We start from the raw sequence: 22,647 nt of genomic DNA, 5'->3' as shown, positions 1-22,647 counted from the left end.
GGCCGTTGCGTCTCCGAAGCGGATCGGCGGTCCACCGAGCGCGTCGTCGCCAGCGGTTCACGGCCATCGGGTAGGTACTACACCGACTGAACTGCTTGCCATGGGCTTTCGTCAAGAACCTTCTGCACCTCGTCGCAACGGGTGAGGAGAGCGGCGAGGCCCATGAACTTCGAAAGCCACACCAGATCCTGTTCGTCGTTCTCAGCTGGTCCCGGCGGAGGCACCGCCCACAGGAAGTCGTCCGTGACGACTGGTGACGCGCCCTTCAAGTACTGGCCGGCCACGAATCTTGCCATTTCGTCCAAGGCCCTGTGGGCCTCGCTAGGCTCGTGCGGTGGCGGTCCGCCTGGACGTTCAGAGGCCCGTAGGCGGATCTTGTCTAGGGGGCTGAGGGGTTTGCTTGCATGGTCGACGCGGATGGCGTGCACTCTCTTCCTGAATTCGCGCATCCGTTCAACTGTGGCGCCACTAGGCGATCCCACGACCCTCGGGTGCGTTGCTAAGGCTCGATCCGAGCCAGCTCAGGGCCGCGGCGAGCTGGATCGTGGCCATGTAGCTGCGTGCTGATTTGTTGGTGCGCTGGGAGATACCGCGCCGGTGGTTAAGGCTGTTGAAGCATCTCTTGACCACGTTGCGGCCCTTGTAGCTCTCTGCGTCGAAGGACGGTGACTGGACGTCCGCTGCCTTTCCAAGCAGGAAAGGCGCCCGATCACCTCCCCACCTCGTCGGAAACCAGATCACGACCAGCCACATCCCGAGCGAACTGAAGTGTTATTGCACAGAGGGTGTAGCCGGGACCTGAACCCTCTAGTTTCCAGGAGTGATCCGGCGATGTAGTTGGTGAGGCTTCAGAATCCCACATCGGAGGTGTTAGAGGAGGCTGTTGATCGTCTCCGTAGGCCCGCTGGAGGTACCGGTCCGGCTGGCAGCGTCGCCCGACCGGGCTCAAGGGATTGCCCGACGGCCAAAAGCCACTTTGCACGGGCGGCAGCGCCTCCTGCATTTTGCCGCAACCATGGGCTAAGCCAGTGGCATGAGTGAAACCAATTGCAAGCGATGCAACAAGCCGCCGAAGAAAACCTTCCAGACTTCGCGACGTATGCGCACAGGGCTCACCCGCGGCCTCTGTGAATCTTGCTACGCCTGGGCCCGTAGCAAGGGACTTTTGGATGAAGTCGGGGACCCGCCCCGCCGCGGAGAGAACTCTGCGCTGCGGGCCATCGGCTCCAGACAGCCCCACCGGGACGGGTATGTCACCATCAAGACCGACAGTGGGATCGTGATGGAGCACCGTGTGGTGATGGAGGGCATCCTCGGACGCAAGCTCATAAAGGGAGAAACCGTTCATCACAAGAACGGGCTGCGCGACGATAACCGGCCTGAGAACCTAGAGTTGTGGTTCAACCAGCCCTACGGCCAGCGCATCCCGGACCTCGTTGCCTACCTTGCGGAATACCACGCCGAAGCTCTGTTGATCGCTCTGCAGGAAAGAGTCTCCAAGGACTCAGAGTTGGCTGACCCCTACATGCTGATACGGCGCGCTTACATGTTGCCGCCGCGTTCTGGCCAGGCTTCTGCTTCGACCTCCGGATCGACGGGCCCAGCAGTCCCACCCCATGAATAGGGGAGGCTGGACGTGCGCGAGGTCGTGTCGGCACTCGTCACGCTAGTCAATGCAGTGAGGATCAGACATGTTAGCATTTCCGACATGAGCGATGAAGAGTTCGCCTTTTTTGGCCTTCTCGGTGGTCGATTCGACAAAAAAGGATTTCCTGTCGAATCGTTGGGGGAAGTCGCTGCATATCGAGATTTGCTGTTTGCAGTGTCACGGGATGTTTACCTCAGGAGCCACCCAGAACGAGAGCGTGTACCGCGCGGGTTTGAGGAAGAGTTCAATCTCCGACTCACTGACGTGCGGGAGGGCAGCACCATCGCCGGACTTGAGCTGTTGCCATCCTTTGCTCGAGCAGGCACAGCCAGCCTTCCTGGCGTTGAGGGTGTGTTTGAAAGAGCTCGCGATCTCTTAACCGAGGCAATCGCCGCGATTGCGGCGGGGGCCGAAGTACCACCAACGTTTCCTACGGCAGCCATTTCAAAGCTCCGAAAACTTGGAAAAACCTTGCGTCCAGGTGAGCGTCTTAGGTTCGGCAGCCCTCTTGATACCAATGCCCGGGTCGAAATTACCCCTAGGTTGAATGATCGCTTTGTAGAGCTTTCCGAGGCGCTGGATTACTCTATGCCTGGATCTGCTATTGGACGAATAGTCCGATGGGATAGCGAACGAGGGACGTTCGGTCTCAGAAGTCCCGACGGCGAAATTATCGCCTGCGAACTTGGGGACCTCGACCCTTCAAACCTCGTCCAGTTCGTTAGCCCCGACGGCACGAGCGGCCCTCTCGTAAATGTTTACGGGACCTCGCGTGTTTCTATGGACGGTCAACTGCAGCGGTTTAGTGCTGTTGAGGCCGTCGATCCGATCAATACGCAAGGCATGGAATCCCTGAGCGATAAGCTTCAGCTCATTCAAAGTCTTAAGCACGGATGGCTGGGGCCGGGGAGTGTTCCTCCCCTAGATACATCTATCGCACGGGCGGAGAGGCTCCTGCCTGCCTTAGCGATTAAGAACGCCTCCATCGCGGCGTTAGCAGATGGTGGCATCAGGGCTGAGTGGACAAGCCAAGGGATTGATTACGTCCTCGAAATTGAGGCTGACGGTCAGATGTATACCGCGACTATCGGGACAAAACCTGAAGATGATAGTGACAACACGGTTGATTTCGACCAAGACCTAGCTAGGCATTTTGTATTTGTTGGTGATTTGGGGGACAAGCATGACGGCTGAGGCCACCTCGTTGCTGGGAGATGGTGAACTGCTGCACCGTCAGGTACATCCCAATTTCCTCAAGGGTGATGGAACTCTCATGAGCTCAGCATTTAAACCCACGCCCAAAGATGTGTCCAAACTTTCCACGACCAGAGACACACTGCTGGACGCAGCGGCATCCTACGCCTGGTATCGAGACACTGTAGGAGAATCAGCGGGCACTTGGAGTGTCTCGAATCAGGAAGCGGTATCTGCGGACGTCGACGTAATTGTCGACGGGGGCCAGGATGACCTGCACGAGGCTCACGTGTCCCTGTCCTTCGAAGGTAAAACCCGGGGCCAGAGCGAGCGGATAGCGAAACAGTTGAGGGACTGTGCCACTACAAGAGGACGCCAGCACCCCGAGTCGTAACCCCTGCCAGGGTTGCGGCTCGGGCAAGTGTTTTCCCACTTCACCTAGCCGGAGCTGGTCGTCTACTGAGGGCACTACCTACCCTCACTCCTATGAGGCGGGCACGATCTTGTTTGATTTGGCCCGGTTGCATCTCCAGCAGAGGGTCTGCAGATTCTCCGGCGTTGACAGCCCGCCCTTGGAGACCGGAACGATGTGGTCCACTTCAAGAAGGAGATGAGGCTCTGCCTCGATCGATACCGAGCAATACCGGCAGGTGTGGTTGTCTCGCGTCTTGATGAAGTGGCGGAGCCTGGCAGTCATCAGGGCGCGCTGTCCAGCAACACTTTTGTAGAATCGGATCTTCTGCGAAAGCGTCTCGACAAGCGCGTCAATCGTCTCGGTGTTCAGCGTGACAGTCGTTCGCTGCGAGCTGTTTCCACCAGCGCTGACATACTCGAAGGCATACACAGGGTACGGAACGATGATTGGCGAGAGTTCGACGCCGACGTGCTTCATGAATTCTTCTCGGTAGTACTGCAAAATGAACTCGGGCGGGGCGAATGAGGTGGTGATACTCGCCTCGCGCTGGTGAAGGTTGTCGACGGCATTTTCAAGGCGGGCGATGTCCTCGCCGAGATTTTCCACGTCGCTGAGGTTTGACTCGCCAGCCTTGATATCGAAGTATTTCATCAGGTACTTGATGGGCTCGGCCTTAGCGTTGCGGACAACTTGAAGCGAGCAGTTATGCACATTCGGTGCCTGGTAGTTCGCTACGTTGCGGTCGCGGCGATAGTTGTGATTACTCGTGTTTTCATACGACGCCAGATGGGCGTGGGCACCGGTGGACGAGCTGCCAAGCTGGAACGTTCCACGACTGCGAATCTCGGAAGTGTAGTCAGCGACCTCATTGTGCTCAGCGACAATCGAAGCGATTTCAGCCTTGTGCTTCAAGAACTCTTCGCTCGCGAAGTAGCGCTCTTTACGGATATTCCGAATCATTGGGGGCAGTTTCACGCACGCTAAAGCAACTAAAGCAATCGCCAGGACGATGTACCAGTACTTGATCAAGAGTGCCAGCACCAGCACCACGACAACGAATACGACGGCATACGGCAATTTTGTCCCCCTTCGAGATGATTCGAATCGACAATAGCGCTTGATGCCCACGGATTACGCATTAAACCGAAGCGGAACCTCTTCGCGGGTTTACAGAGCAAACCAGATCAAAGGGAATCTCCAACGTCTCGTAATCACTGCCACGCAATGCCCCTCCACGCCTTTAGGTCAGTCGTTTCCCCGCAGGGTCACCCCTTCTGGATTTTCATCCATTGTTTAACGTCGAGGTCGGCGATGCGGCGGTAGAGGGTGGCGCGGGACATGCCCAAGTCCCGGGCGACGTGGGTGGCGGGTTGGCCGGCGTCGATGAGCCGGCGGGCATTTTCGATCTGGCTGTCGGTGAAGGCGGGTCGGCGTCCGCCAAGGTCGCCGCCGGCGGCACGGCGCTTGGTTACGGAGTCGGTGACGCGTTCCCGCTTGATCTCCAATTCCATCTGGGCCAAGGCGGCCATGACGGTGAAGACCATCGACCCCATAGGGGTGGCCGTGTCCACGTTCCCGCCACCCAGGTTGAGCACGCGCAGGTTGATGCCCTTGCTCCGGAGCTGTTCGGCGAGGGAGAGCATGTTCACAGTGGAGCGTCCCAGCCGGTCCAGGGTGGTGATCACCAGGGTGTCGCCTTCGTGCAGTGCATCGAGGGCCCGGTCGAAGGCCGGCCGGGAGGCGCGGGCCCCGCTGACTCCGTGGTCGACGTAAAGGTCATCCCGGCGGACTCCGGCAGCAATCAGGTCCTTGATCTGCCGGTCAGCGTCCTGCGCCTTCGTCGAAACATGCGCGTAGCCGATCAGTTTCCCCATTGGTCCTCTAAAAGTGTCTTGTAACCCATCTTCACGACACGAATCTTACCTTTGGGTTGCAAGACATAGTGACAAGACAGTACGACCGTTGAATTTTCAAGGGCTCGAAAGTGTCTCGTCGGAGTGTCTTGCATCCCGTCCGTTGCAAGACACACTTTTGGCTTGGGAACATCGTCGACTGCTGACCTAAGTGCCCTTTTTGATCGTTTCGCCGCTGGTCTTCATTCCAGGACTGGAAGCGGCTGGGAGACTGTTGTCGTGACCATCGACATCAAAGCCATGCTCCACCGGGTCGTCGCTGAGGTGTTCGACGGGAACTTCATCGTGGAGGACGCGCCCTCCAGCGAGGATCCTCAGCTACCCCGAGTCCGCGTGAGCGCTCGGCTCGACCCGGGTCGTACGGCCCTCATCCGTGTCAGCTACGAGTGGGCGGACGCCTTCATCCCCGAGCTGAACGTCCAGACCACCCTCCTCTTCGACTACGACGACGTGGAGCAGGAGGAGGCAGAGGAGTTGCGACGGCTCTGCCTGGTCATGCGCGCCTGCCTCCAAGGAGAGGGCCGTATCGAACAGAAACGGCGGCTGTTCCGCCGGGGCACGGTGCCGGTTCTGGTGATCGAGGTGGACGGCCTGGAATGGCGCCTCGGCCGGAACCACTGGGTGATTCCCTAGCCGTAGGGTAGATCCTTCCGCCCGCTTCACCGCCGAAAGACGTGGCGCTTTAGGCGGTGAACAAGCCTGGTTGGGCTGTGGCACACTGGCGGAATGAACACCCGGCGTATCCCCACGGCTTCGATCGCGGCGCGCTGGAACCCCTCCGACCAGGCCGTGGATCTGGTGATCGATGGGCGCGCGGTCATCGACATCGTTGACCCGCAAAAACAGTGCGGTGTTTCTCCGTTCGCCCGCCGCTTCGTGCATAGCTCGGCTCGCGGGTGGCTGGCCGAGTATCGCGGGGTGTCCGACGACCGCGACGAAAGGCTTCTGGAGGGGGAGCTGGAGATCGCGGTCTGCCGGGCGTGTGGCGACCTGGACTGCGGGAACCTTGCGGTCTACGTGGCCATGGACGCTAACACGGTCATATGGCGGCAGCCTCACTGGGCCGGGGACGACGAAGATGACGACGAAGACGACGACGAACCCGGCCCCGACGATCCCGAATCGCTCATGCCGCAGGTGGGGGTCTTTGACCGTGCCGAGTATGAGGCTGCGCTGGCGGATGTGGAGCGGTTCATCAATCGCCCGGGATGGCGCCGGGAGACACCGGAAGCGGCCTCGTGGCTGGACCGGCTGCGGAACAGGTTCACCAGTGTGTGGGACAAGTAGGCGCGTGGGCGCTGCCCCTCCGGGGACTGGCGATGATGGCATTGTGGTCGGTTTGCAGCCGTCGCAGGCACGTACCGGCCGTTGGTTCAGTTTCCGTCTTCGTCTCGCACGATTTCCATATGAGGGACGGACCACCCTGTCCGGTGTCCGGTTCCGGCGGGTCGATCTCAAGGCCTGCCGTCATTCTCCCGAGGCAGGCATTTTAGGGTGGAGGCATGAACGCACCGCCACCGGAGCAGCTTCGCCTTTTCGGCCAGCTCATCGCCCACGCAGGCGACCTCGCCCCGATCCTTGAGGCGCAGTTCGCGGCCAGCCGGACCATGAACTGGGAGTTCTGCGGCGTGTGCTTCGACATGGAGATGGCAGGGGATGTGCCCCTGCTTCCGGAGGGCCTCGAGCGTCCGCTGCTCTTCGAGGTGGACTCCGCCGTGGCTTCGGATCTGGTTCAGGTTCTGCTGTGGCATGACGATGGCCGGTTGAACGCGATTGAGGTGTCCGCCGTTGATGATCCACACCCCGGCCTGAGGGGCTTGCAGGTCATCGACTGGCCGCGCGAAAACCAAGCACCGTAAAGACCGGCTGTCATTGCCGGGCGAAGCCGAGTAATCTCCGAAGGCGCCGATTCCAAGATTCTGATGGAGGAGGAACACACCACGGTCCGGTAGCAAGCATCTCCAGGGCGGAGCTCAGGGCCGCTTCGTACTGCTTCCTGTCGAACACGATGCGCGCGGGGAACGCCTGGGCCAGGGGCTCCGGGGCGGGCAGTTCGTCGAACTCATTTTCCCGGTCCAACGTCCACTGGACGTCCTCCCAGACGACTTCGGTGTCAGTCACGGTCAGGCGCGCGATGACGCCACCGCATCCGAGGTCTCCGCATTGGGGGCATACGGCCAGTTCGATCTGGTCGGGTCCCAGGGGAGAGGCATTTTCCCTCTGTCCCAGAAAGGCCGCGGCACGCTCGAGCACCGGTTCGCGAAGCCACCGCTTGGCAAGGGGCGTGATCCTGTCAGCAACATCCGGGATCAGTTCAAGGACAGACTTCCCGTCAACCAAGAGGTCGACATACGCCTCCTCTTCCACCCACCTCACCCCGAGAACCCTGTGCTGATCTACCGCCATGAAGTCAGTATCTCCTGCGGCCCTGAAGCGTAGGGCGGAAGGGCGCGGTCGGGTGTCTCAGAAAGCTGTGGGTTCTCCAGGCGCTTCGCATTGGGGGCAGGGCTGTCAGTGGAACTTCTTCATTTTCCATTCGTCGGCGGCGGCCATCGGGATGGAGAGGTAGGGGCGTTTGAAGATGCGGCTCTTGCGCTCTGCCGGTGTCCTGTCGCTCAAGAGGAACTCCACGATGCTGTCCAGGGACTGCTGGGCGTATTCGATCTGGGCATCCATTCCTTCGCCAATGAGGTCGAGTTTGATGTAGCGCCTGGCGTAGACGATTTCGGGGGCTTCGCTTCCGAGGACAAGCGTGAAGACGCCCAGCCTGCTCCCTTCGATGTCCGCGTAGACGTGGTGGTCTCGCATGCTTGCCGTCCCCTTGACCCCTTCGAGCAGGGTCGAGAGAAGCCGCTCCGTTTCGCTCAGGAGCGCCGAGAGATATTGGTGTACCTGCGGGTCCTCAGCCATCGCTCGCTTGCCCTGCCGGGTCCTTGGGCTGCATGGCGTTTTCCCGGTACCGGGCGAGCCAGGCATCCGTGTCCTCACCGATGCGCTGGAAAGCCTTCAGGACCACTGCTTCGTGCGGCTGGCTCTCGTCGTCGCGGATGGAGAAGTCCATGCCGGCCAGCTGTGCCGCATAGGAGTCGAAGCGGGTCTGGGTCGCGGCCGGCAGCACCCGGTCCGGACACCCAACGAGCAGGTCCATCCTTTCTAGGTCCTTCTGCAGTCGGTTGGCCACGGCTCCGTTGGCGGCCAAGCTCAGGTCGCGGTCGGCGAAGAAGGCATTGGGCAGATAGGAGAGCGCCGTGACGTAGAGTCCGGCCAGGTGGGTCACCAGATCGGCTGTCCTGTAAGCGGAGAACTCGCCCTCAACGGATGCAACCAGGCGGCGGATGAACCGGTCGTGCTGTTCGGGAGCCTCCTCGGCCCTGTCGAAGTCGAGCAGGGACCCAATGTAGTCCGCGCTGAGTTTGGAGGCGTAGTCCACAGCCTCGTCGATGCGGTCGTTCACGATCAGATGCTGCAGATGGCTGATGCCGCTGGGATCCATCCGCCCATCCTGCCACGAGGCGCAACGGCGGCGTCCCCGGTGACAACCGCCTACTGTCTCGACAAAACCGTCTTGCATCCCTCATGTTGCAAGACAATCCACTTAATGGTGATGTCGTAAGGTCGTCCGCCAGTACCGGTCTCATTAGTGGCTTGCGACACCGATCGTCGCCACCCAGCACCAGAATCCAGAGGCTGGGCGATTTGGGTGGCAGGTCAGCGGAATAGATACGCGCGCTTGAGCACGCCGGACCAGAACAAGCAGTGCCCAATGGAGGGTCAGGCCTTGGACCAGGTGTTTGCGGGCAAGGCCTTGAAGGATGTAGAGCACTCGCAGTTGGGGGAGTTGGCACAGTTTACCCGGGACAGGGACACCGTGGGGTGCACTCAACAGGCCGGCTGGCCAGGAACTTGGATGACCTGTGCTCCGTGCTGCAGGGGCTCTTCGGCAAGGGGGTATGGGTGGAATTCGTGAAGGAGGGCCTCGTACTCACGGGTGAGGAAGCGCCGCTCACCACCCTGCTGCTCTCGGTCAGGAGGCATTCGCGGAGTTCGAAGGCCCCCTGACTGAGAAACACCAGTGCGTCCTAGCTCCGGAGCATGCGGCAGATTTGGCCGGCGGTTGCCCTTGGGACGTGACGACCCAAGGGCAATCGCCGGCACCGGCGCGGCCGGATGAGGCCCGCTTGTCCCGTCAGCGGGCGGTGATGTTGTTCGCCTGGGGGCCCTTCTGGCCCGCCACCACGTCGAACTCGACCTGCTGCCCCTCTTCAAGGGTTTTGAACCCGTGGCCGTTGATGGCCGAGTAGTGGGCAAAGACGTCGCTGGAGCCGTCGTCGTTGGAGATGAAACCGAAGCCCTTTTCGGCATTGAACCATTTGACGGTGCCTGTTGGCATTTTTCGTTTCCTTCCGTTGGTGTTTGCCCGTTTCCGGGCTGGCAGGTGGTGCCCCGCCGGGGATCCGGCGGGTAGGTCGGGTTGTCGTTTACACGGCCAGGGTCATGTCCTGCCGGGTGTGGTTGGCCGGTTCGCCGGGCACGATGCGCAGGATGCACTCAGCCTGTTCGGGATCGATGTACTTGGGCAGGCGGCGCAGGGAGGCGTAGGCCTGCAAGGCATCGAGGACCTCCTGTTCCACCGTGGCGGCGCTCAGGTCCACGGTGATCCCGAATCCCGGGCCCATGGAATTGGCCCGGCGCGCCAGGGAGTACAGGGCCTGCACGTTTCCGGCGTCCACGCTTCCGCGCACGATGATCACCGCGGATTCACCCTCCAGGTTGAGGGCGACCTTCACGTCCAGCTTGCCGCTCATGCGGCCCCTCCCTTCTCGGGGAGCGCCGACACCAGCTGGCGTTTCTTTGGCGCACTTTCCCCGCGGCGGGTGCGCTTGCGGGCACGCACGGATTCGTGCAGGCGCTGGCGGTGGTCGCTGGGTACCAGCTGGAAGAACACCGGGTGGGACAGGACTTGGGTTCTGGCCTCGTGGCAGAACGGCAGAACGGACAGTCGCCGACGCCCCGCATCAATCAGGGCCTCGCGGATGAGCCTGCTGGGCAGCTGCAGCCTCCGGTAGGCGGAGTCGGCCTCGACGTCGAGCAGCAGCATCTGCCCATCCTGGATCCGGTACTGCAAGGATCCGGCCACCTTGCCGTCAACGTAGGCGACGAACCTGGAAGATTCGAAGTCATTGCGGATTACCTGCATGTATTTCTCCTCAACGTTGGCCCCGTGCCTCTAAGGCGGTCCGGGGTTCGGTGTGCTTGGGAACCTACGGTGTAGGCAAGTCAGTTCGCTTCAACCAATGTGGTCCGGTGGGACGGCTGGACAATGATGTCCGGGTTGCTTCCCAGGGCGGGCAGTTCGAATCCTTCGGTGGCGGAGGCTTCGGCAATGGCTCCGGAGGCGATGGCGGCCACCATGTCCTTCGGTCCGTGGCCGGGCATCCCCAAAAGTTCGATCCCCAGCACCCGGCGCTGGCTGTCGAGGTCCAGGACGACGCCGATCCCGTCCACGTGCCCGTCGAGCGGCCACGAGTCGGCAATCGCCTCCAGCTTCGAAGAAATCCTGATGTACCCGGTACCGGTGTTTTGGTCATACGTCATGCGCAAAGTGGTCTCTCCTGGGGGTGGAGCTAAAGGACGTGAAATACGCCGCGGCGCGGGCCCCCGCCCGGTCCGCCGCGGCGGAACCAGGCGGGCGCGCAAAAAGGGCGCGCCGGGAAAGGCGTGTTGGGAAAGGCCGTGTTGTAAAAGGCTCAGTCAGCGCCGGTCAGGACTGCGGCGTCCCGCAACGGACTCGGCGAGACCGATCAGCAGGACGGCGGCAATGACGGCCACGATGAAGCCCAGCACGTTGAGTTCGAAGATGTCCCCGGTGCCCAGCAGGTTGGCCACAATGCCGCCGAGGACGGAACCTGCCAGTCCGAGCGCCAGGGTGGCCAGCAGGCCGAGATTTTGCCTGCCCGGCTTGATCAGGCGCGCCAAGGCGCCGATAACGAGTCCTGCGACGATGAATCCGATCATGCTGTTTCTCCTTTGATAGAGGGAGCCGCCGACGGGCGCCTGTGTCCGAGCCCCTGAGAGGAGAGCCCGTCCGGATGGCGGCTCTGCGGTACGTGCTACGACGCTACGGAAAGCTGCGGGCCCCCTTGGGTGATGCGTTCTTTGGGCAGGGCGCTGGCCGCAGGTGCCTCATGAGGGAAAGACTCGGCGATGCGGAAGTCCAGGTGGCGTTCCAGGAATTGGATGCCGATCGCACGCTCCAGGTCCTCCACGACCGAATCGGCGATCAGTTTCATGGTCGCGGCCGGGTCCTGATTCGCCCGCAGCCTGCAGTCCACATGCAGGATCAGCTCAGCCGGAGGACCACTGATGGTGAAGGCCGCGCCCAGAACGCCGGGCAGGTGAAGAGCCGCGGCGGATGCCGCCTCGGCGAGGGCTTTGCTCTTCGACTTCCAAGACAGCGTCGGGGCGATTCTGTGGTGTTCGCGCTGCTCGTTGCCGGGTGTCACGTTCACGGTCCCCTGCTTCCTGGGCGTTGGCGGCCCCGCGTGCGGGTATGCGGAAGGGGCCGGCGCTGCGGTAAAATTGGTTTTCGTTCCTAACTGTTAGGAACCCTATATGTATCGACAGTTGTCGCACAAGCCGGACATGCCACCCCGGCACCCGCGGCGGAGGAGGGAGGACTTAGTGCCCTACGAAGACCTGAGCGTCAGGGCCAGCAAAAGCGGAGATTGGCACCCCGGCTCGCTCCCGGACGCCATCGACGTGCTTAACCTGCTCCGCGCGTACCGCAGGGCCGAAAGCCGCATGCGTTCGAAAACCCGCGACTCGATGGGCATGGGAGAAACAGACCTGGCCGCCCTGCGCTACCTGCTGCGGGAAACCCAAGCCGGCCGCCACGTCAGGCAGCGCGACTTGGCTCAGGCGTTGGAGATCAGCAACCCTTCGGTCAGCGGACTGGTGGACCGGCTCTGCCGCGATGGCTACGCCGAGCGGGTCTCCCACCCCGAGGACCGGCGATCGGTGGCCATCCGCCCCACCCAGCGGAGCGAGGAGGAAGCGGTGCCCACCCTCGAGGACATACACCAGCGCGAGCTCGCCGCCACCGAATCCCTCACGTCCGATGAGCGTGCCACCGTGGCGAAGTTCCTGACCCTGCTCAGGGACAGCCTCTCCTGACCTGCCGGGCCGCGCGACAGCCCCTGTTCCGCCGGTTCGCGGCCTGTGCTCCCGTACCTCCACCCAATCCTCGGGGTTCAGATAGCTGGCTCAGATAGCTGGCGAACCGCCGCTCCGCTGCCGACGGCGGAGCCGGTTCCCCAGAGTGGATGGACTGCCGGCACACCTGCGATGAGCATGAGGGAAACGGCCCCCAGCGCAGCGTCCACACGCGACACTGGCCGTCAGCGCGAGCACGGAAACCGGTACCGCCACCGTGACGCGCGGCTGACACGGCGGTGTGCCGGGGCCTTGGTGCACCGCCAGGACTGATCCGATGGCGTGAAAGGGCATTCTTAGCCGACATTTAACCCGGTCTTCATCGCCGACGGAGACAATCAAGGAGCCAGGGCACGAGTGGATTCCAGGGAGGGATGACCATGAACAAAGAACGCCGGTTGTACGAGGGCGAGCACGTAGTGGCCGCCGATCCTGCAGGTCTCCGGATCGCCGGAAAGGTGGAGGAGGTGGCCCCGCATCTCGATGCCGCCTGGGTCCGCGAGGACGGCGTGGGCGCGCGGCGGCTGATCATGACCGGGGACCTGCTCGACCCCGCCCCCGGCACCCACGACTAGCTGCCCTGCCGGGGCAGGTTGGTTACCAAGGGCTGCATCAGGCCATTAACGAGGTTGGGCCTGTAGATTTCGCGCAACCCGCCCAAGGCTTCGCCGCAGGCAGGGGCCTGCCATCCCCAACGCGATGAACATGAGCCGGTTTTCACGCCGCTTACCCGCTCCGGGGAGGCCTTCAGGAGGATGGGTCCTCGAAACCCCTTGGGAGCGGGCCGTGGCTGACCGGTCTCCTTCAGGGCGCCCGGCTCCGATGGAGCCATCCCACAGAGCAGGAGCTTTCGCGGCCCGGGTGCCCTACTTACACTGACACCACATACGGTCAGGAGGCGGGCGTGGAATCGCTCGAGAGCGGCGGCAGGCAGGCAATACCCATCCACGTGGACCGCGCGCAGCAGGCGGGCCTCGATCCGGCGTCGTGGATCCTGCCAAGGGAAAGCAGTGCGGGGGAGCCCGGCGTGCCAGTGGAGTCCTTTGCCGCCGAGGTGCCTGGTGTGCCCGAATTCGAGAAGGGCCTTCCCATGCTGCGCGCGGGCGGAAGCGGGCAGGGCTGTACCTATATAGGAGTGGCGGAGCCTGCGCCGCCCGGGCCCGTGATGTGGGACTCCGACGGCGACGGCGGCTGATTGCCGCAGCCTGGCACTTGGAACCCCGCCGGCACCACGTGAGGCTGCCCGGCCCGTAGGTGCGAGCGCCGAATACGGCGGGGCCCTCACCATGGCCGGCGGGGTCGGCTACCCGCTGTTGAACAGGGCGGCAGCCGGTAGTGGCGGACGCGGTTGAGCGGTTCAGCGACGCAACCAAAAGCTCATCCCGGAATTCACCCTCGCCGGTGTTGGACGCCAGGCTCAGGCAGGGCTTGGCCGATGCTGCTGCCGCGCTCGATGAACTCGTCGCCGAAAGCGTCATGCCCGTGCCCGAAGCCGGGCAACACCACCCTTGGGCGCGCTGAGCTTCGGGCACCGAATTGTTTGCGTTCATTGACTCTGCTCCCCAGTTGTCGGGCCTGAATTCCTCAGTCCAACTTCTGGGGAGCAGTTCCGTGCGCCGGTGGTCCCGCAGATCGTGATCCTAAACTCCGGCGCCGCATCAGGCTCCACCCGTTGCCCAATCCGCCGGGCCGCCCCGGAGCATGGGCTTCGCACCACACCGTGCCTTGCCCCCCGGGCTTCCGCTTCCGCCCGTGCCACGAGCATTCACGCCTGATTAAGCCGCAGTTGGCGGGCAGGACGTTCGACGCCGCCAGCCTCGATTGGGGGAACCAGGCCGGAACATTTCGATGCAGATGCAAAGGACTCATTCTCAAATGTCAGCACGTATTGCCAAGGCACTCACCGGATCCGCGGCAGCCGCCGCCGTCGGACTCACCTTCTTCGGGGCGGCCCCCGTCTCCGCTGCTCCTGCCTCCGCTGCTTCTGCCGCCGCAGCGGGCGACCCCGTGGTCATCGGCCACCGGGGCGCAGCCGGCACTGCCCCGGAAAACACCGTCGCAGCCTTCAAGGACGGCCGCGCCTCGGGCGCGGACTTCTTCGAGATCGACGTCCAGCTCTCCGCCGACGGCGTGCCGTTCCTGTTCCACGACAACACCCCGGCCCGAACCACGAACGTCGAGGAAGTCTTCCCGGGCCGCGAGGACGATCCCATCACCTCCTTCACCTGGGACGAGCTCCAGCAGCTCGACGCCGGCTCCTACTTCTCCGCGAAGTTCGCGGGGGAGCGGATCCCGCATTTTGACGACGCCGCAGCCGTCGCGAGCGCGCGCACCGGTGTGTTCATCGAGATCAAGGCCCCGGCCAACTCGCCGGGCATCGAGCAGGTCGTCGCCGACAAGCTGGCCCATGACAGGAAGTGGAAGAAGCTCGTCGACGCGGACAAGATCGAGGTCCTGGGCTTCGACGAGGCCTCCAACGTACGCTTCGCCGAACTGGCCCCGGAAATCCCGCTGCAGCAGCTCTCGGGTACGGTTCCGGACGCCGCCACGCTTGAGCGCTTCGCCGGCTTCGCCGATGCCTTTGGCACCAGCTACCGCAACCTGGACGAGGCCGGCGCCCAGCGCGTGAAGGACGCCGGATTGGGCCTGGGCGTCTACACCGTCAACTCCATGGAGGCCCTCGAGGATTCGATTGCCCTCGGCGTCGAGCGGGTGACCGGCGACTTCCCGATCCAGACCGAGCGCTACCTTGAGGGGCAGAAGCCCTTCCCGGCCTCCCGCGGCCTGGAGATCACCGCCAGCGTCAATGATGTGCCGGGCGAGGACCTGCAGGCCGAAACCGGCGAGCACGTGGTGGTTGCCAACACCTCCAACCGCTCCGTGGATGTTTCCGGGTACGTCCTCCGCGATGCCGCGAACAACATCCTGCTGATCGGAGAGGGGTACGTGCTGAAGCCCGGCGCGGAACTGCGCGTCTACACCGGCCCGGGCACCAACAGCGCCGACGCCTACTACAACAACGGCACCGCGAACGTCCTGAACAACACCGGCGACTCCGTGGCGCTGTGGACCGGCGGCGGCCAGCTGCTGGACACTTTCGCGAACTAGTTGCACCCGGCCCTGAACCTGGGGCCGCGGGCGCTTCCTGACCGGCGGTGGCCCGGGCATCCGGACCGGGTTGTGGAGAGAATCCATTGCAGGGGCGGGCTGTTGATGCCAGTGTGGGGCCATGGCGCTCGAGGTGCGTGCCGCTACCGACTTTGAGGACCTGAGGGCGATTCTGGGGCCCAAGCGTCCCGATGCGAACGTGTGCTGGTGCCTGAGCTACCGCCTTTCCCCGAAGGAGAACACCGCCCTGCGGGGACCGGACCGCGGGGAGCGTGCCCGGCAATTGTGCCGGGAGGACCCGCCGCCCGGGGTGCTTGCCTACGACGGCGGCGAGGTGGTGGGCTGGGCGGCCGTGCACCCGCGCGCCGACACGAGCTTCGCGCGCAACCGGAAGATCCCGAAGGTGGACGAGGCCGCCGTCTGGTCAGTGTGGTGCCTCCGGGTACGGCCGGGGCACCGCGGCCAGGGTCTCTCGCACCACTTGCTGGAAGGCGCAGTCGAGTTCGCGCGCCGCTACGGGGCTCCCGCCATCGAGGGATATCCGGTCGACAACCGGGGCCGGAAGGTCGATCCCACCATGGCGTACGTGGGCACGCGGAGCCTCTTTGAGCGTGCCGGCTTCACCGAAGCGGCCGCCACCGGTTCGGTACTGAACGGGTTCCCCCGGGTCCTGATGCGGCTCGGCCTGCGCTGACGCCCAACCCCAACCGCCCAATCCCAACCGCCCGGCCCCCACGCAAGGAGGACGATGGCGGCACCCACGTGCCGCCATCGTCCTCCTTGCGGAAAGGTACCGGACGGCGCCCGATCAACCGGTTCCCGGGGTCGCCGGTATAAAGGTACGAACCGCTATCAAAAACCGCTCCGCTATCAAAAACCGCTATAAACCCGCGGCGCAGGGTTCAAAGCCGCGGCGCGGCAGTGGGCTTACCGCCTCCTGAGGAGGTTGCGGATTGTTCCGCCGATGCCTCCGCCGCCAAGCCTGCCGGTCCCGGTTCCGCGGGAAGTACCCAGCCCGCCGGTTCCCGTGCGGCCACTGGTGGTGCCGGTGGTCCTGCCCGTGAACCGTTCAGCGGCATTCCTGATGATATTGCTCAGGCCCATGATGAACTCCTTCTGTCGTCCATTCGCCAGTCGATGTTGCCAGGGCATCTCAGACTCTACGCCCGCCGCCGGCCCGGGGCCATAGAGGGCAGCGGCGTCTTTGCGTCCGGCCGATTCCGGGCTTCCCCGCATTCGTGGTCTTCCCCGGGCGCAGCGCCCGTCCCACTGGGGGAACTGCCTGCTCAGGCCCTATTTTTCTTTCCCGGACTTGCGTCAATCAATTTGACATGATTTGTTTAACCCACGAGAGCTTACATCGCACTAAAGGATTCTGGACGCAGGTTTTAGAAAGGTACGCCGCTGCCGCCTCCCCCTCGGGAGAGCGCGGCAACCCTTGGTTCAGCCGGCCCCTTTGGGGGTAGGGCGCAATGATGAGGAGAAACGCATGCAGGCCATCCGCAATGACTTCGAAGCCTCCAAGTTCATCGCCTACGTCGACGGAGCGATCGTGGGATCCCTTGAATACCGGATCAGGGACGGGCAGATGTGGCTGCTGGAGGTGGACGTGGACCGCCGCTGGAAGGGCCTGGATTTGGCGGGCCGCCTGATCCGGGAGGCCCTGGGCGAGGCTGCGCGCAGGCGGCTGGCGGTCCTGCCGCTCTGCCATGAGGCCCGGCGCCAGATCCTTGCCCACCCGCGGTTCCTGCGGCTCGTCCCGAGCGAGCAGCACCAGCATTTGGGGAAGTACGTGACGCGTGTGCGCAAGCGCGCCTACGGCCGCACCGCCAGGGCGCAGCGGCGCTCCACCGACAGGGTGGCTGTCCTGCCGCGCCTCAGCGGGGAAGGCCAGGCGGCGTGAACGGCAAGCTTGACGTGAAGGTTGGCGTTGACCTGGAAGGTGCTTCCGCAAGGATCGCGGTGCGGGGCAGGGTGGATGTCCGCAACGTCCAGGCACTGTATTCCCTGGCGCACCGGGCCAATCTGCTCGCCCCCGGTTTCGACATCACGGTGGACCTGACCGCCGCCACCGCCCAGCCGGAGGTCCTCCATGAACTGCGGGCGTGCGCCGACGGGCAGTACCTGCCCGAATGCGCCGGCGCGCGCCGGACCGACTGCAGGCTGCACCTTGCCACCAGTGATGCGGCCGTCCACGCTGATTCCGGTTGGGCGCTCGCCGTCTAGCCCCGGGAAGGGAAACCGGCCGGCACCCGCGGGTCTAGGTTGCGGGTGCCGGCCGGTTGGCCATGGGGGTGTGCCCATTCTGGAGGGGGCGGACTCAGGCGTGGCTCTCGCGAAGCCGGGCCACCGGTGAGGCCTCCGGCGTCGAACGCTGGCGTTCGCGCAGGAAGTACACCAGCACGGCGGCCAGGACCGAGACCGCGGCCAGGCCGAACAGGCCCGGGATCACGCTGCCGGTCTGTTCCTTGATGATGCCGAAGCCGAACGGGGCCACGAAGCCGCCCAGGTTGCCCAGAGAGTTGATGATGGCGATGGCCGGCGCCAGGACCATCGGGTGCAAACCGGATTGCGGGATGGTCCAGAACAGCGGGGAGGCGCTCTTGAAGCCCATGGCGGCAATGGCCAGGAATACGAGTGCCAGCACGGGGGAGGCGACGGCGGCGGCGTAGGTGCCTCCCGCGGCGACCAGCAGGGCGATGACCAGGAGCGGGCGCTTGGAGCGGGCCTTGTCCTGCAGCTTGCCCGCGAAGTACATGGCGATGACCGCGCAGACCCACGGGATGGAGGAGAGGAAGCCGACCGAGAGGTCGGTGGTGCCCGGAATCTGGCGGACAATGCTCGGGAGCCAGAAGGTGTTGGCGTAGATCGAGAGCTGGATGGAGAAGTAGATCAGGCACAGCACCAGGATCTGCGGGTTCAGGAGCATCTTCCAGCGGTTCACCTTGCCGCCGTCCTTGACCGTGTGGGCCGCGTCTTCGGCGTCGATGGCGGCGCTGAGCGCGGTCTTTTCCGCTTCCGAGAGCCAACGCGCGTCAGCGATCTTCGCATCGAGCAGGAAGAAGACGATGACGCCCACGACCATGGAGAGGATGCCCTCGACGCCGAACAGCCACTGCCATCCGCGAAGGCCCAGGGTGTCGTCCAGGGTCAGCAGGACGCCGGCGATCGGCCCGGAGATCGCGGCGGCGACGGAAGAGCCGGCGATGAACACCGCCGTGGCGCGTCCGCGCTGCCCGGCCGGAACCCAGCGGGAGAAGTAGAAGATGACGGCCGGGAAGAAGCCGGCTTCGGCCGCGCCCAGGAGGAACCGCAGGACGTAGAACATGGTCTCGTTTTGCACGAAGGACATCAGGAAGGCGATGAAGCCCCAACTCACCATGATCCTGGCCAGCCACACCTTGGCCCCGTACTTCTCCATCATGATGTTGCTGGGGAGCTCGAAGATTGCGTAGGCGATGAAGAACAGGCCCGCGCCGAAGCCATAGGCGGCGGCGCCGATTCCGACGTCGGCCTGCAGGTGCTCCTGCGCGTAGCCGATGTTGGACCGGTTCAGCTGGTTGCACACCAGCATGACCAGCATGATGGGCAGAACCCGGGAGAAAAACTTCTTGGTGGCTGAGGCAACGTCCAAGCCGTTGACGTCTGCAGGCCGCATACGGGGATCCTTCGTGATAGGGAGAGCAGGTGAACTGCGGCACCACCCTCTGTGCCGGGTACCACAGTCACCCGGAACCTTACTCACACTTTGCGATGCGCGTCCAAGAGTCAACAGCTATGGTTCGATGCCCTCCGCGCATCGGTGCGCTTTGATCCGCCCTAGCGGGCTTTTTACGTGCCGGCGGTCGGTGGCCCGGGTGGCGCGGGCCCGGAGGAGTGAAGGCCCCAGACGAGCGGAGGCCCTAGACGAGCGAAGGCTCTAGACGAGCGAAGGCTCTAGACGAGCGAAGGCCCCAGCTCGGGGGGAAGCTGGGGCCTTCTTCATCACTCGCACCTTTTCAGGTGTCTTCAACACTAGGGAGCCATTCTGCGAAATCCCTGTGGGGCACGTGGGAGCATTCCGGGCCCGGCCCGCTCTCCTGACAGGAGCCCGTCGAATCACTCGCGGAAGGCAGCGGCCAAGCGGCGCGCGGTGGCCCCGCCGGGCCGTGGTGCCGGCTGTGGTTGGTGTAATTCCTGGTTCCGGTGATTCCTGGTTTTGGAGACGCCCGGAAGGCCGGTGCCGCGCGAAGGTTTTCCATGAACCAATGCGGAGCCTCGACACCGCCCATCGGGCCGGTATCGCCTGGCCTTGAAGCAGGTTAGCGGGACCGCCGGCCAGCATTCGGGGCCCGTTGCCTCATCGCTTCCCCGTCCGGAAGGAGCAGGCCACGATTGCCCTCCACACGGTGATAGCCATCATCGTGCTCATCTCCAGGTCCAAGGTCGATCCGGTGATCTCGCTGATCATCGGCCCGGTACTGGGGCCGCCACCACGACCGGCCCGGCCACCCACCCGCGCACGCTGGGCGCTTTCGGCTGGACCATCACGGCCGGCTCGGCCCGCATCATCCCGGCGGTCCTGCTCTCGGCGGCCCTGGCCGTGGCCGGCGGCGAACGTAGACAGCCGATTGAGCGCCCCCCTACTCTGAATGTGGGGCCCGGCAGGAACTGCCCTGGAAGATTCCGCCTATGGCAGGAGCCGACAATGACCAACCAGAATCCTGATCCGCTGGAGCAGAAGATTACCGGTTTGGAGCCTGGCGGTGGTGTGCCTCCGGGTGAAACGCCGCCGGCCGAGGGGCAAACCAGCATGACCCAAGGGCACGAGGAGGGCGGCCCGAAGGCGTGGGTGCCATGGCTGTGGCTGTCAGTAATCTTGGGAGGCACGCTGCTGGCCATCGTCTTTTTCCTGGCCTACGCGGGAATCCTCGCCTTCGGCTAGCACTCCGGAGCCGGCGTTTCAATGCCGGACACTGGCACAGCGGCCAAGGCGGCACCGCGGTTAAGGGCGTGGCACAGCGGTTAAGGGCGTGGCACAGCGGCTCAGGGGCGCAGGGCCGGCAGACCCGATGAAACAGCGAACTATCCTGCCGGGCCAATCCTCGGCCCGGGTCCCGGGCGAAGCCGGAGTTGCCCCAGCCCGTCCGCAGGGCTGGGAGGAAATGGCGCGCCCATGGTCCCTGGTCGAATGCCGGCAGGCGTTCAGCGGGCTGGTGCAGGCCGAAATTCCGCAGGACGCGTGAGGCGCATCCAAGGTGGCGGCAGGCGGATCAGGAACGGCCAGATGTGGCTGGTGAAAGTGGACGTGGACGGCCGCTGGAAGGACTTGGACTTGGCGAGTGGACTTGTCCGGGAGGCCTTGGGCGAGGCTTGCCGCAGGCGTGTGCCCATGCGCAGTCACTCTCCGAGGGTGTTGACGGCAGGGGACCCACTGCAAGCTGCACATTGTGACCAATGACAGGCCCCCACACCACATCGGGCTGCGCGTTCGCCGTCCAGCACTCCCGCGAGGGCGGAAAGCCTGGCCCTTGACGGCAGCGGGCCGGTTCCGGCGTCGAGACCCGGCAGGAGCGCCTCCCCGCGGCCATCTTTTGGACCGGGAACCGCGCATCCGCGGGGGCAGGGTACTTTGTTCCCGGCCTTGCCGAAGGGTTACCCTAGCCGCGGACGAGCGGCACTTTCCCACTGCCTCGCCGAATCTTCCACGATTTCCGGCCACGGGGAAGCTGGGAACTTGACGCGGAACCAGCCCCCTTGACCGCCGTTGCCAGGAGCCATCCCTTGAATAGTTCGCCCCCCTCCCCACGCCATCCCCAGGCCTCGGAGGCAGGCCCTGTCAAGGAGCCGGCGCACGAGGGAACGGGCGTCGCCGGGCAACTTGAACGGGTTGCCCGCTCTGTCGCGCCCGCCGTCGGCCCGTGGGCCGACGCCTTTGGACGGGCCGGTTCCCGCATGGCCCAGGGCATCCTCATCGCCCTGGGTGCGGCCGGGTCGGTGTGGCTGCTCCTGCAGGTCAAGGTCGTCGTCATCGCGGTTCTTGTGGCACTGATCCTCGCCTCGGCCGTCTCGCCCTTGGTGAGGTGGCTGGCGGCCAGGGGGTGGAGCCGGCCTTGGGCCATCGCCGTCGTCTTCTTGGGAGCGCTGGTCCTGGTCGGGGGGATGGTGGCCGGGGTGGTGGTGGCCATCGGCAACGAGTGGGATTCCCTGGCCACTTCCGCTGTAGACCGCTGGAACGAGCTGCAGCGGTGGGTCGAATCCGGCCCCCTGCCCGTTGGCGGCGAGGCGGTAGACGCCGCCGCCCGCCGCATCACGGAATTCGTCGTCAGCGGAAGCTTCGCGCAGAATCTCGCAGGCAATGCCATCATCGGCCTGGGCGCGGCTACGGAGTTCCTGACCGGGGTAGCGCTGATGTTGGTGATCCTGTTTTTCTTCCTCAAGGACGGGACCCGCATGTGGAACTTCGCGCTGCGCTGGTTCCGTGGCGAACGCCGAGCCAAACTCGCTGAGTCCGGGGACCGTGCCGTGGAGGTCCTCGGCGGATACGTTCGGGGGACGGCCGTCATTGCCCTGGCCGACGCGGTGCTCATCGGGATCGGCCTGGCGGTCGTCGGGGTCCCCTTGGTGCTGCCCCTGGCGGTGGTGGTCTTCATTGGCGCCTTCATCCCCATTGTCGGCGCCACCGTCACCGGCCTGCTGGCGGCCTTGGTGGCGCTGGTGGCCAACGGTCCCCTCCAGGCCCTGATCGTGGTCGGCATCGTGGTGGTGGTCAACCAGCTTGAGGGGGACCTGCTGCAGCCCATCGTCATGGGCCGCACGCTCAGTCTCAACGCCCTGGTCGTGCTGCTGGCCCTAACCGTCGGTGCCATCGTCGGGGGCGTTTTCGGGGCCATCCTCGCGGTGCCCTACACGGCCGTCGGCTGGACCGTGGTGCAGGTGTGGAGCGACCGCTACCAAGCCGGGCCCGACCCGGTGCTGGGGGAGGACCCCCTCAACCCGAAGGACCGGGCATCGGAAAAGGCCACCCTTGCCCAACGCATGCGCTACCAGGCCATCCGGTGGTATGAACAGCGCGGCAGGAAGCCGGGCGCCGCCGAAAGGGACACGGCTAATCAGGATTCCGCACCAGACGACCGGCGCGACCGGTAGTCGGGACACCCAGCTGGCCCGGTCCCATC

Annotated in this window: 31 protein-coding genes and 1 pseudogene; 16 read left to right on the top strand and 16 right to left on the bottom strand. The window is 64.3% G+C overall.

The window, feature by feature from the left end:
• Nucleotides 1–77: 77 nt before the first annotated feature.
• The 3 genes and pseudogenes from NCCP_RS08825 to NCCP_RS15585 all read right to left on the bottom strand — a co-directional run.
• The gene (locus NCCP_RS08825; RefSeq protein WP_149956879.1) at nucleotides 78–284 is read right to left on the bottom strand and encodes a hypothetical protein; all 207 of its coding nucleotides are present in this window, start codon (nucleotides 282–284) and stop codon (nucleotides 78–80) included.
• Between the two features lie 184 nt (nucleotides 285–468).
• A complete protein-coding gene (locus NCCP_RS15280; RefSeq protein WP_225873767.1) occupies nucleotides 469–630 on the bottom strand; it encodes a hypothetical protein in 162 nt (53 codons plus the stop codon).
• Between the two features lie 107 nt (nucleotides 631–737).
• Nucleotides 738–921, bottom strand: a pseudogene (locus NCCP_RS15585) (hypothetical protein); the annotation flags it as partial.
• A gap of 112 nt (nucleotides 922–1,033) precedes the next feature.
• Here NCCP_RS15585 and NCCP_RS08810 point away from each other — a divergent pair.
• Both NCCP_RS08810 and NCCP_RS08805 read left to right on the top strand, forming a co-directional pair.
• Nucleotides 1,034–1,624, top strand: a complete 591-nt coding sequence (locus tag NCCP_RS08810; protein ID WP_149956877.1) for an HNH endonuclease — start codon at nucleotides 1,034–1,036, stop codon at nucleotides 1,622–1,624.
• Between the two features lie 84 nt (nucleotides 1,625–1,708).
• Nucleotides 1,709–2,842, top strand: coding sequence for a hypothetical protein (locus NCCP_RS08805; protein ID WP_149956876.1), 1,134 nt, complete (start codon nucleotides 1,709–1,711; stop codon nucleotides 2,840–2,842).
• A gap of 484 nt (nucleotides 2,843–3,326) precedes the next feature.
• Here NCCP_RS08805 and NCCP_RS08800 read toward each other — a convergent pair whose 3' ends face one another.
• Together NCCP_RS08800 and NCCP_RS08795 are read right to left on the bottom strand one after the other, a co-directional pair.
• Entirely contained in the window at nucleotides 3,327–4,385 is a 1,059-nt protein-coding gene (locus NCCP_RS08800; protein WP_225873766.1) for an HNH endonuclease, read from the bottom strand.
• A gap of 137 nt (nucleotides 4,386–4,522) precedes the next feature.
• Nucleotides 4,523–5,131: a recombinase family protein gene (locus NCCP_RS08795; protein ID WP_149956875.1), complete on the bottom strand. Its 609-nt coding sequence runs from the start codon at nucleotides 5,129–5,131 to the stop codon at nucleotides 4,523–4,525.
• A gap of 258 nt (nucleotides 5,132–5,389) precedes the next feature.
• Between NCCP_RS08795 and NCCP_RS08790 the strand changes: the two genes are divergently transcribed.
• The 3 genes from NCCP_RS08790 to NCCP_RS08780 all read left to right on the top strand — a co-directional run bounded on the left by NCCP_RS08790 (nucleotide 5,390) and on the right by NCCP_RS08780 (nucleotide 7,029).
• Nucleotides 5,390–5,803 carry a hypothetical protein gene (locus tag NCCP_RS08790; protein ID WP_149956874.1) on the top strand — a complete coding sequence of 138 codons (414 nt, stop codon included), beginning with the start codon at nucleotides 5,390–5,392 and terminating at the stop codon, nucleotides 5,801–5,803.
• Between the two features lie 93 nt (nucleotides 5,804–5,896).
• Complete coding sequence (locus tag NCCP_RS08785) at nucleotides 5,897–6,457, top strand: hypothetical protein (RefSeq protein ID WP_149956873.1); 561 nt, start codon at nucleotides 5,897–5,899, stop codon at nucleotides 6,455–6,457.
• 215 nt (nucleotides 6,458–6,672) lie between these two features.
• A complete protein-coding gene (locus NCCP_RS08780) occupies nucleotides 6,673–7,029 on the top strand; it encodes a hypothetical protein (RefSeq protein ID WP_149956872.1) in 357 nt (118 codons plus the stop codon).
• 10 nt (nucleotides 7,030–7,039) lie between these two features.
• Here the strand turns inward: NCCP_RS08780 and NCCP_RS08775 are convergent, their stop codons facing one another.
• From NCCP_RS08775 to NCCP_RS08765, 3 genes are all read right to left on the bottom strand, one after another.
• Nucleotides 7,040–7,546, bottom strand: coding sequence for a hypothetical protein (locus NCCP_RS08775; RefSeq protein ID WP_172627350.1), 507 nt, complete (start codon nucleotides 7,544–7,546; stop codon nucleotides 7,040–7,042).
• Between the two features lie 135 nt (nucleotides 7,547–7,681).
• Nucleotides 7,682–7,978, bottom strand: coding sequence for a hypothetical protein (locus NCCP_RS08770; RefSeq protein ID WP_149956870.1), 297 nt, complete (start codon nucleotides 7,976–7,978; stop codon nucleotides 7,682–7,684).
• Between the two features lie 94 nt (nucleotides 7,979–8,072).
• Entirely contained in the window at nucleotides 8,073–8,663 is a 591-nt protein-coding gene (locus tag NCCP_RS08765) for a hypothetical protein (protein WP_149956869.1), read from the bottom strand.
• Between the two features lie 380 nt (nucleotides 8,664–9,043).
• Between NCCP_RS08765 and NCCP_RS08760 the strand changes: the two genes are divergently transcribed.
• Complete coding sequence (locus tag NCCP_RS08760) at nucleotides 9,044–9,229, top strand: recombinase family protein (protein WP_149956868.1); 186 nt, start codon at nucleotides 9,044–9,046, stop codon at nucleotides 9,227–9,229.
• 127 nt (nucleotides 9,230–9,356) lie between these two features.
• Here the strand turns inward: NCCP_RS08760 and NCCP_RS08755 are convergent, their stop codons facing one another.
• From NCCP_RS08755 to NCCP_RS08730, 6 genes are all read right to left on the bottom strand, one after another.
• On the bottom strand, nucleotides 9,357–9,560 hold the full coding sequence (locus tag NCCP_RS08755) for a cold-shock protein (protein ID WP_149956867.1): 204 nt from the start codon (nucleotides 9,558–9,560) through the stop codon (nucleotides 9,357–9,359).
• Between the two features lie 88 nt (nucleotides 9,561–9,648).
• Entirely contained in the window at nucleotides 9,649–9,975 is a 327-nt protein-coding gene (locus NCCP_RS08750) for a hypothetical protein (protein WP_149956866.1), read from the bottom strand.
• Entirely contained in the window at nucleotides 9,972–10,367 is a 396-nt protein-coding gene (locus NCCP_RS08745; protein WP_149956865.1) for a GNAT family N-acetyltransferase, read from the bottom strand. Before NCCP_RS08745 ends, NCCP_RS08750 begins: the two co-directional genes overlap by 4 nt.
• A gap of 80 nt (nucleotides 10,368–10,447) precedes the next feature.
• The gene (locus tag NCCP_RS08740; protein WP_149956864.1) at nucleotides 10,448–10,765 is read right to left on the bottom strand and encodes a DUF2283 domain-containing protein; all 318 of its coding nucleotides are present in this window, start codon (nucleotides 10,763–10,765) and stop codon (nucleotides 10,448–10,450) included.
• Nucleotides 10,766–10,921: 156 nt separating this feature from the next.
• The gene (locus tag NCCP_RS08735; protein ID WP_149956863.1) at nucleotides 10,922–11,185 is read right to left on the bottom strand and encodes a GlsB/YeaQ/YmgE family stress response membrane protein; all 264 of its coding nucleotides are present in this window, start codon (nucleotides 11,183–11,185) and stop codon (nucleotides 10,922–10,924) included.
• Nucleotides 11,186–11,280: 95 nt separating this feature from the next.
• On the bottom strand, nucleotides 11,281–11,679 hold the full coding sequence (locus NCCP_RS08730) for a hypothetical protein (protein WP_149956862.1): 399 nt from the start codon (nucleotides 11,677–11,679) through the stop codon (nucleotides 11,281–11,283).
• Between the two features lie 172 nt (nucleotides 11,680–11,851).
• On the opposite strand from NCCP_RS08730, the gene NCCP_RS08725 reads away from it, so the two are divergent.
• The 5 genes from NCCP_RS08725 to NCCP_RS08705 all read left to right on the top strand — a co-directional run bounded on the left by NCCP_RS08725 (nucleotide 11,852) and on the right by NCCP_RS08705 (nucleotide 16,184).
• On the top strand, nucleotides 11,852–12,343 hold the full coding sequence (locus NCCP_RS08725; RefSeq protein ID WP_225873765.1) for a MarR family winged helix-turn-helix transcriptional regulator: 492 nt from the start codon (nucleotides 11,852–11,854) through the stop codon (nucleotides 12,341–12,343).
• A gap of 413 nt (nucleotides 12,344–12,756) precedes the next feature.
• Nucleotides 12,757–12,957 carry a hypothetical protein gene (locus NCCP_RS08720; RefSeq protein ID WP_225873764.1) on the top strand — a complete coding sequence of 67 codons (201 nt, stop codon included), beginning with the start codon at nucleotides 12,757–12,759 and terminating at the stop codon, nucleotides 12,955–12,957.
• 329 nt (nucleotides 12,958–13,286) lie between these two features.
• The gene (locus NCCP_RS08715; RefSeq protein WP_149956861.1) at nucleotides 13,287–13,577 is read left to right on the top strand and encodes a hypothetical protein; all 291 of its coding nucleotides are present in this window, start codon (nucleotides 13,287–13,289) and stop codon (nucleotides 13,575–13,577) included.
• Nucleotides 13,578–14,257: 680 nt separating this feature from the next.
• Nucleotides 14,258–15,490 carry a glycerophosphodiester phosphodiesterase family protein gene (locus NCCP_RS08710; RefSeq protein ID WP_149956860.1) on the top strand — a complete coding sequence of 411 codons (1,233 nt, stop codon included), beginning with the start codon at nucleotides 14,258–14,260 and terminating at the stop codon, nucleotides 15,488–15,490.
• Between the two features lie 121 nt (nucleotides 15,491–15,611).
• Nucleotides 15,612–16,184, top strand: a complete 573-nt coding sequence (locus tag NCCP_RS08705) for a GNAT family N-acetyltransferase (protein WP_149956859.1) — start codon at nucleotides 15,612–15,614, stop codon at nucleotides 16,182–16,184.
• Nucleotides 16,185–16,417: 233 nt separating this feature from the next.
• Here the strand turns inward: NCCP_RS08705 and NCCP_RS14980 are convergent, their stop codons facing one another.
• Nucleotides 16,418–16,594 (bottom strand): hypothetical protein, encoded by a 177-nt coding sequence (locus tag NCCP_RS14980; protein WP_172627349.1) that lies wholly within the window; start codon nucleotides 16,592–16,594, stop codon nucleotides 16,418–16,420.
• A 385-nt stretch (nucleotides 16,595–16,979) separates the two neighbouring features.
• Here NCCP_RS14980 and NCCP_RS08700 point away from each other — a divergent pair, with 385 nt between their 5' ends.
• Together NCCP_RS08700 and NCCP_RS08695 are read left to right on the top strand one after the other, a co-directional pair.
• On the top strand, nucleotides 16,980–17,393 hold the full coding sequence (locus tag NCCP_RS08700) for a GNAT family N-acetyltransferase (protein WP_149956858.1): 414 nt from the start codon (nucleotides 16,980–16,982) through the stop codon (nucleotides 17,391–17,393).
• Nucleotides 17,390–17,716 (top strand): hypothetical protein, encoded by a 327-nt coding sequence (locus tag NCCP_RS08695; protein ID WP_149956857.1) that lies wholly within the window; start codon nucleotides 17,390–17,392, stop codon nucleotides 17,714–17,716. The genes NCCP_RS08700 and NCCP_RS08695 overlap by 4 nt, the downstream gene beginning before the upstream one ends.
• A 94-nt stretch (nucleotides 17,717–17,810) precedes the next feature.
• On the opposite strand, the gene NCCP_RS08690 is transcribed toward NCCP_RS08695, so the two are convergent.
• A complete protein-coding gene (locus NCCP_RS08690) occupies nucleotides 17,811–19,148 on the bottom strand; it encodes an MFS transporter (RefSeq protein WP_149956856.1) in 1,338 nt (445 codons plus the stop codon).
• 1,029 nt (nucleotides 19,149–20,177) lie between these two features.
• On the opposite strand from NCCP_RS08690, the gene NCCP_RS08685 reads away from it, so the two are divergent.
• The 3 genes from NCCP_RS08685 (at nucleotide 20,178) to NCCP_RS08680 (ending at nucleotide 22,618) form a co-directional block, all read left to right on the top strand.
• The gene (locus NCCP_RS08685; RefSeq protein WP_149956855.1) at nucleotides 20,178–20,414 is read left to right on the top strand and encodes a DUF6480 family protein; all 237 of its coding nucleotides are present in this window, start codon (nucleotides 20,178–20,180) and stop codon (nucleotides 20,412–20,414) included.
• Between the two features lie 127 nt (nucleotides 20,415–20,541).
• Complete coding sequence (locus NCCP_RS14975) at nucleotides 20,542–20,715, top strand: hypothetical protein (protein WP_172627348.1); 174 nt, start codon at nucleotides 20,542–20,544, stop codon at nucleotides 20,713–20,715.
• A 709-nt stretch (nucleotides 20,716–21,424) separates the two neighbouring features.
• Entirely contained in the window at nucleotides 21,425–22,618 is a 1,194-nt protein-coding gene (locus NCCP_RS08680; protein ID WP_149956854.1) for an AI-2E family transporter, read from the top strand.
• Nucleotides 22,619–22,647 lie beyond the last annotated feature (29 nt).

It is taken from the genome of Zafaria cholistanensis, from assembly GCF_008580665.1.
GTDB classification, from domain to species: domain Bacteria; phylum Actinomycetota; class Actinomycetes; order Actinomycetales; family Micrococcaceae; genus Zafaria; species Zafaria cholistanensis.
This window is presented reverse-complemented; position numbering and strand designations above follow the sequence as displayed.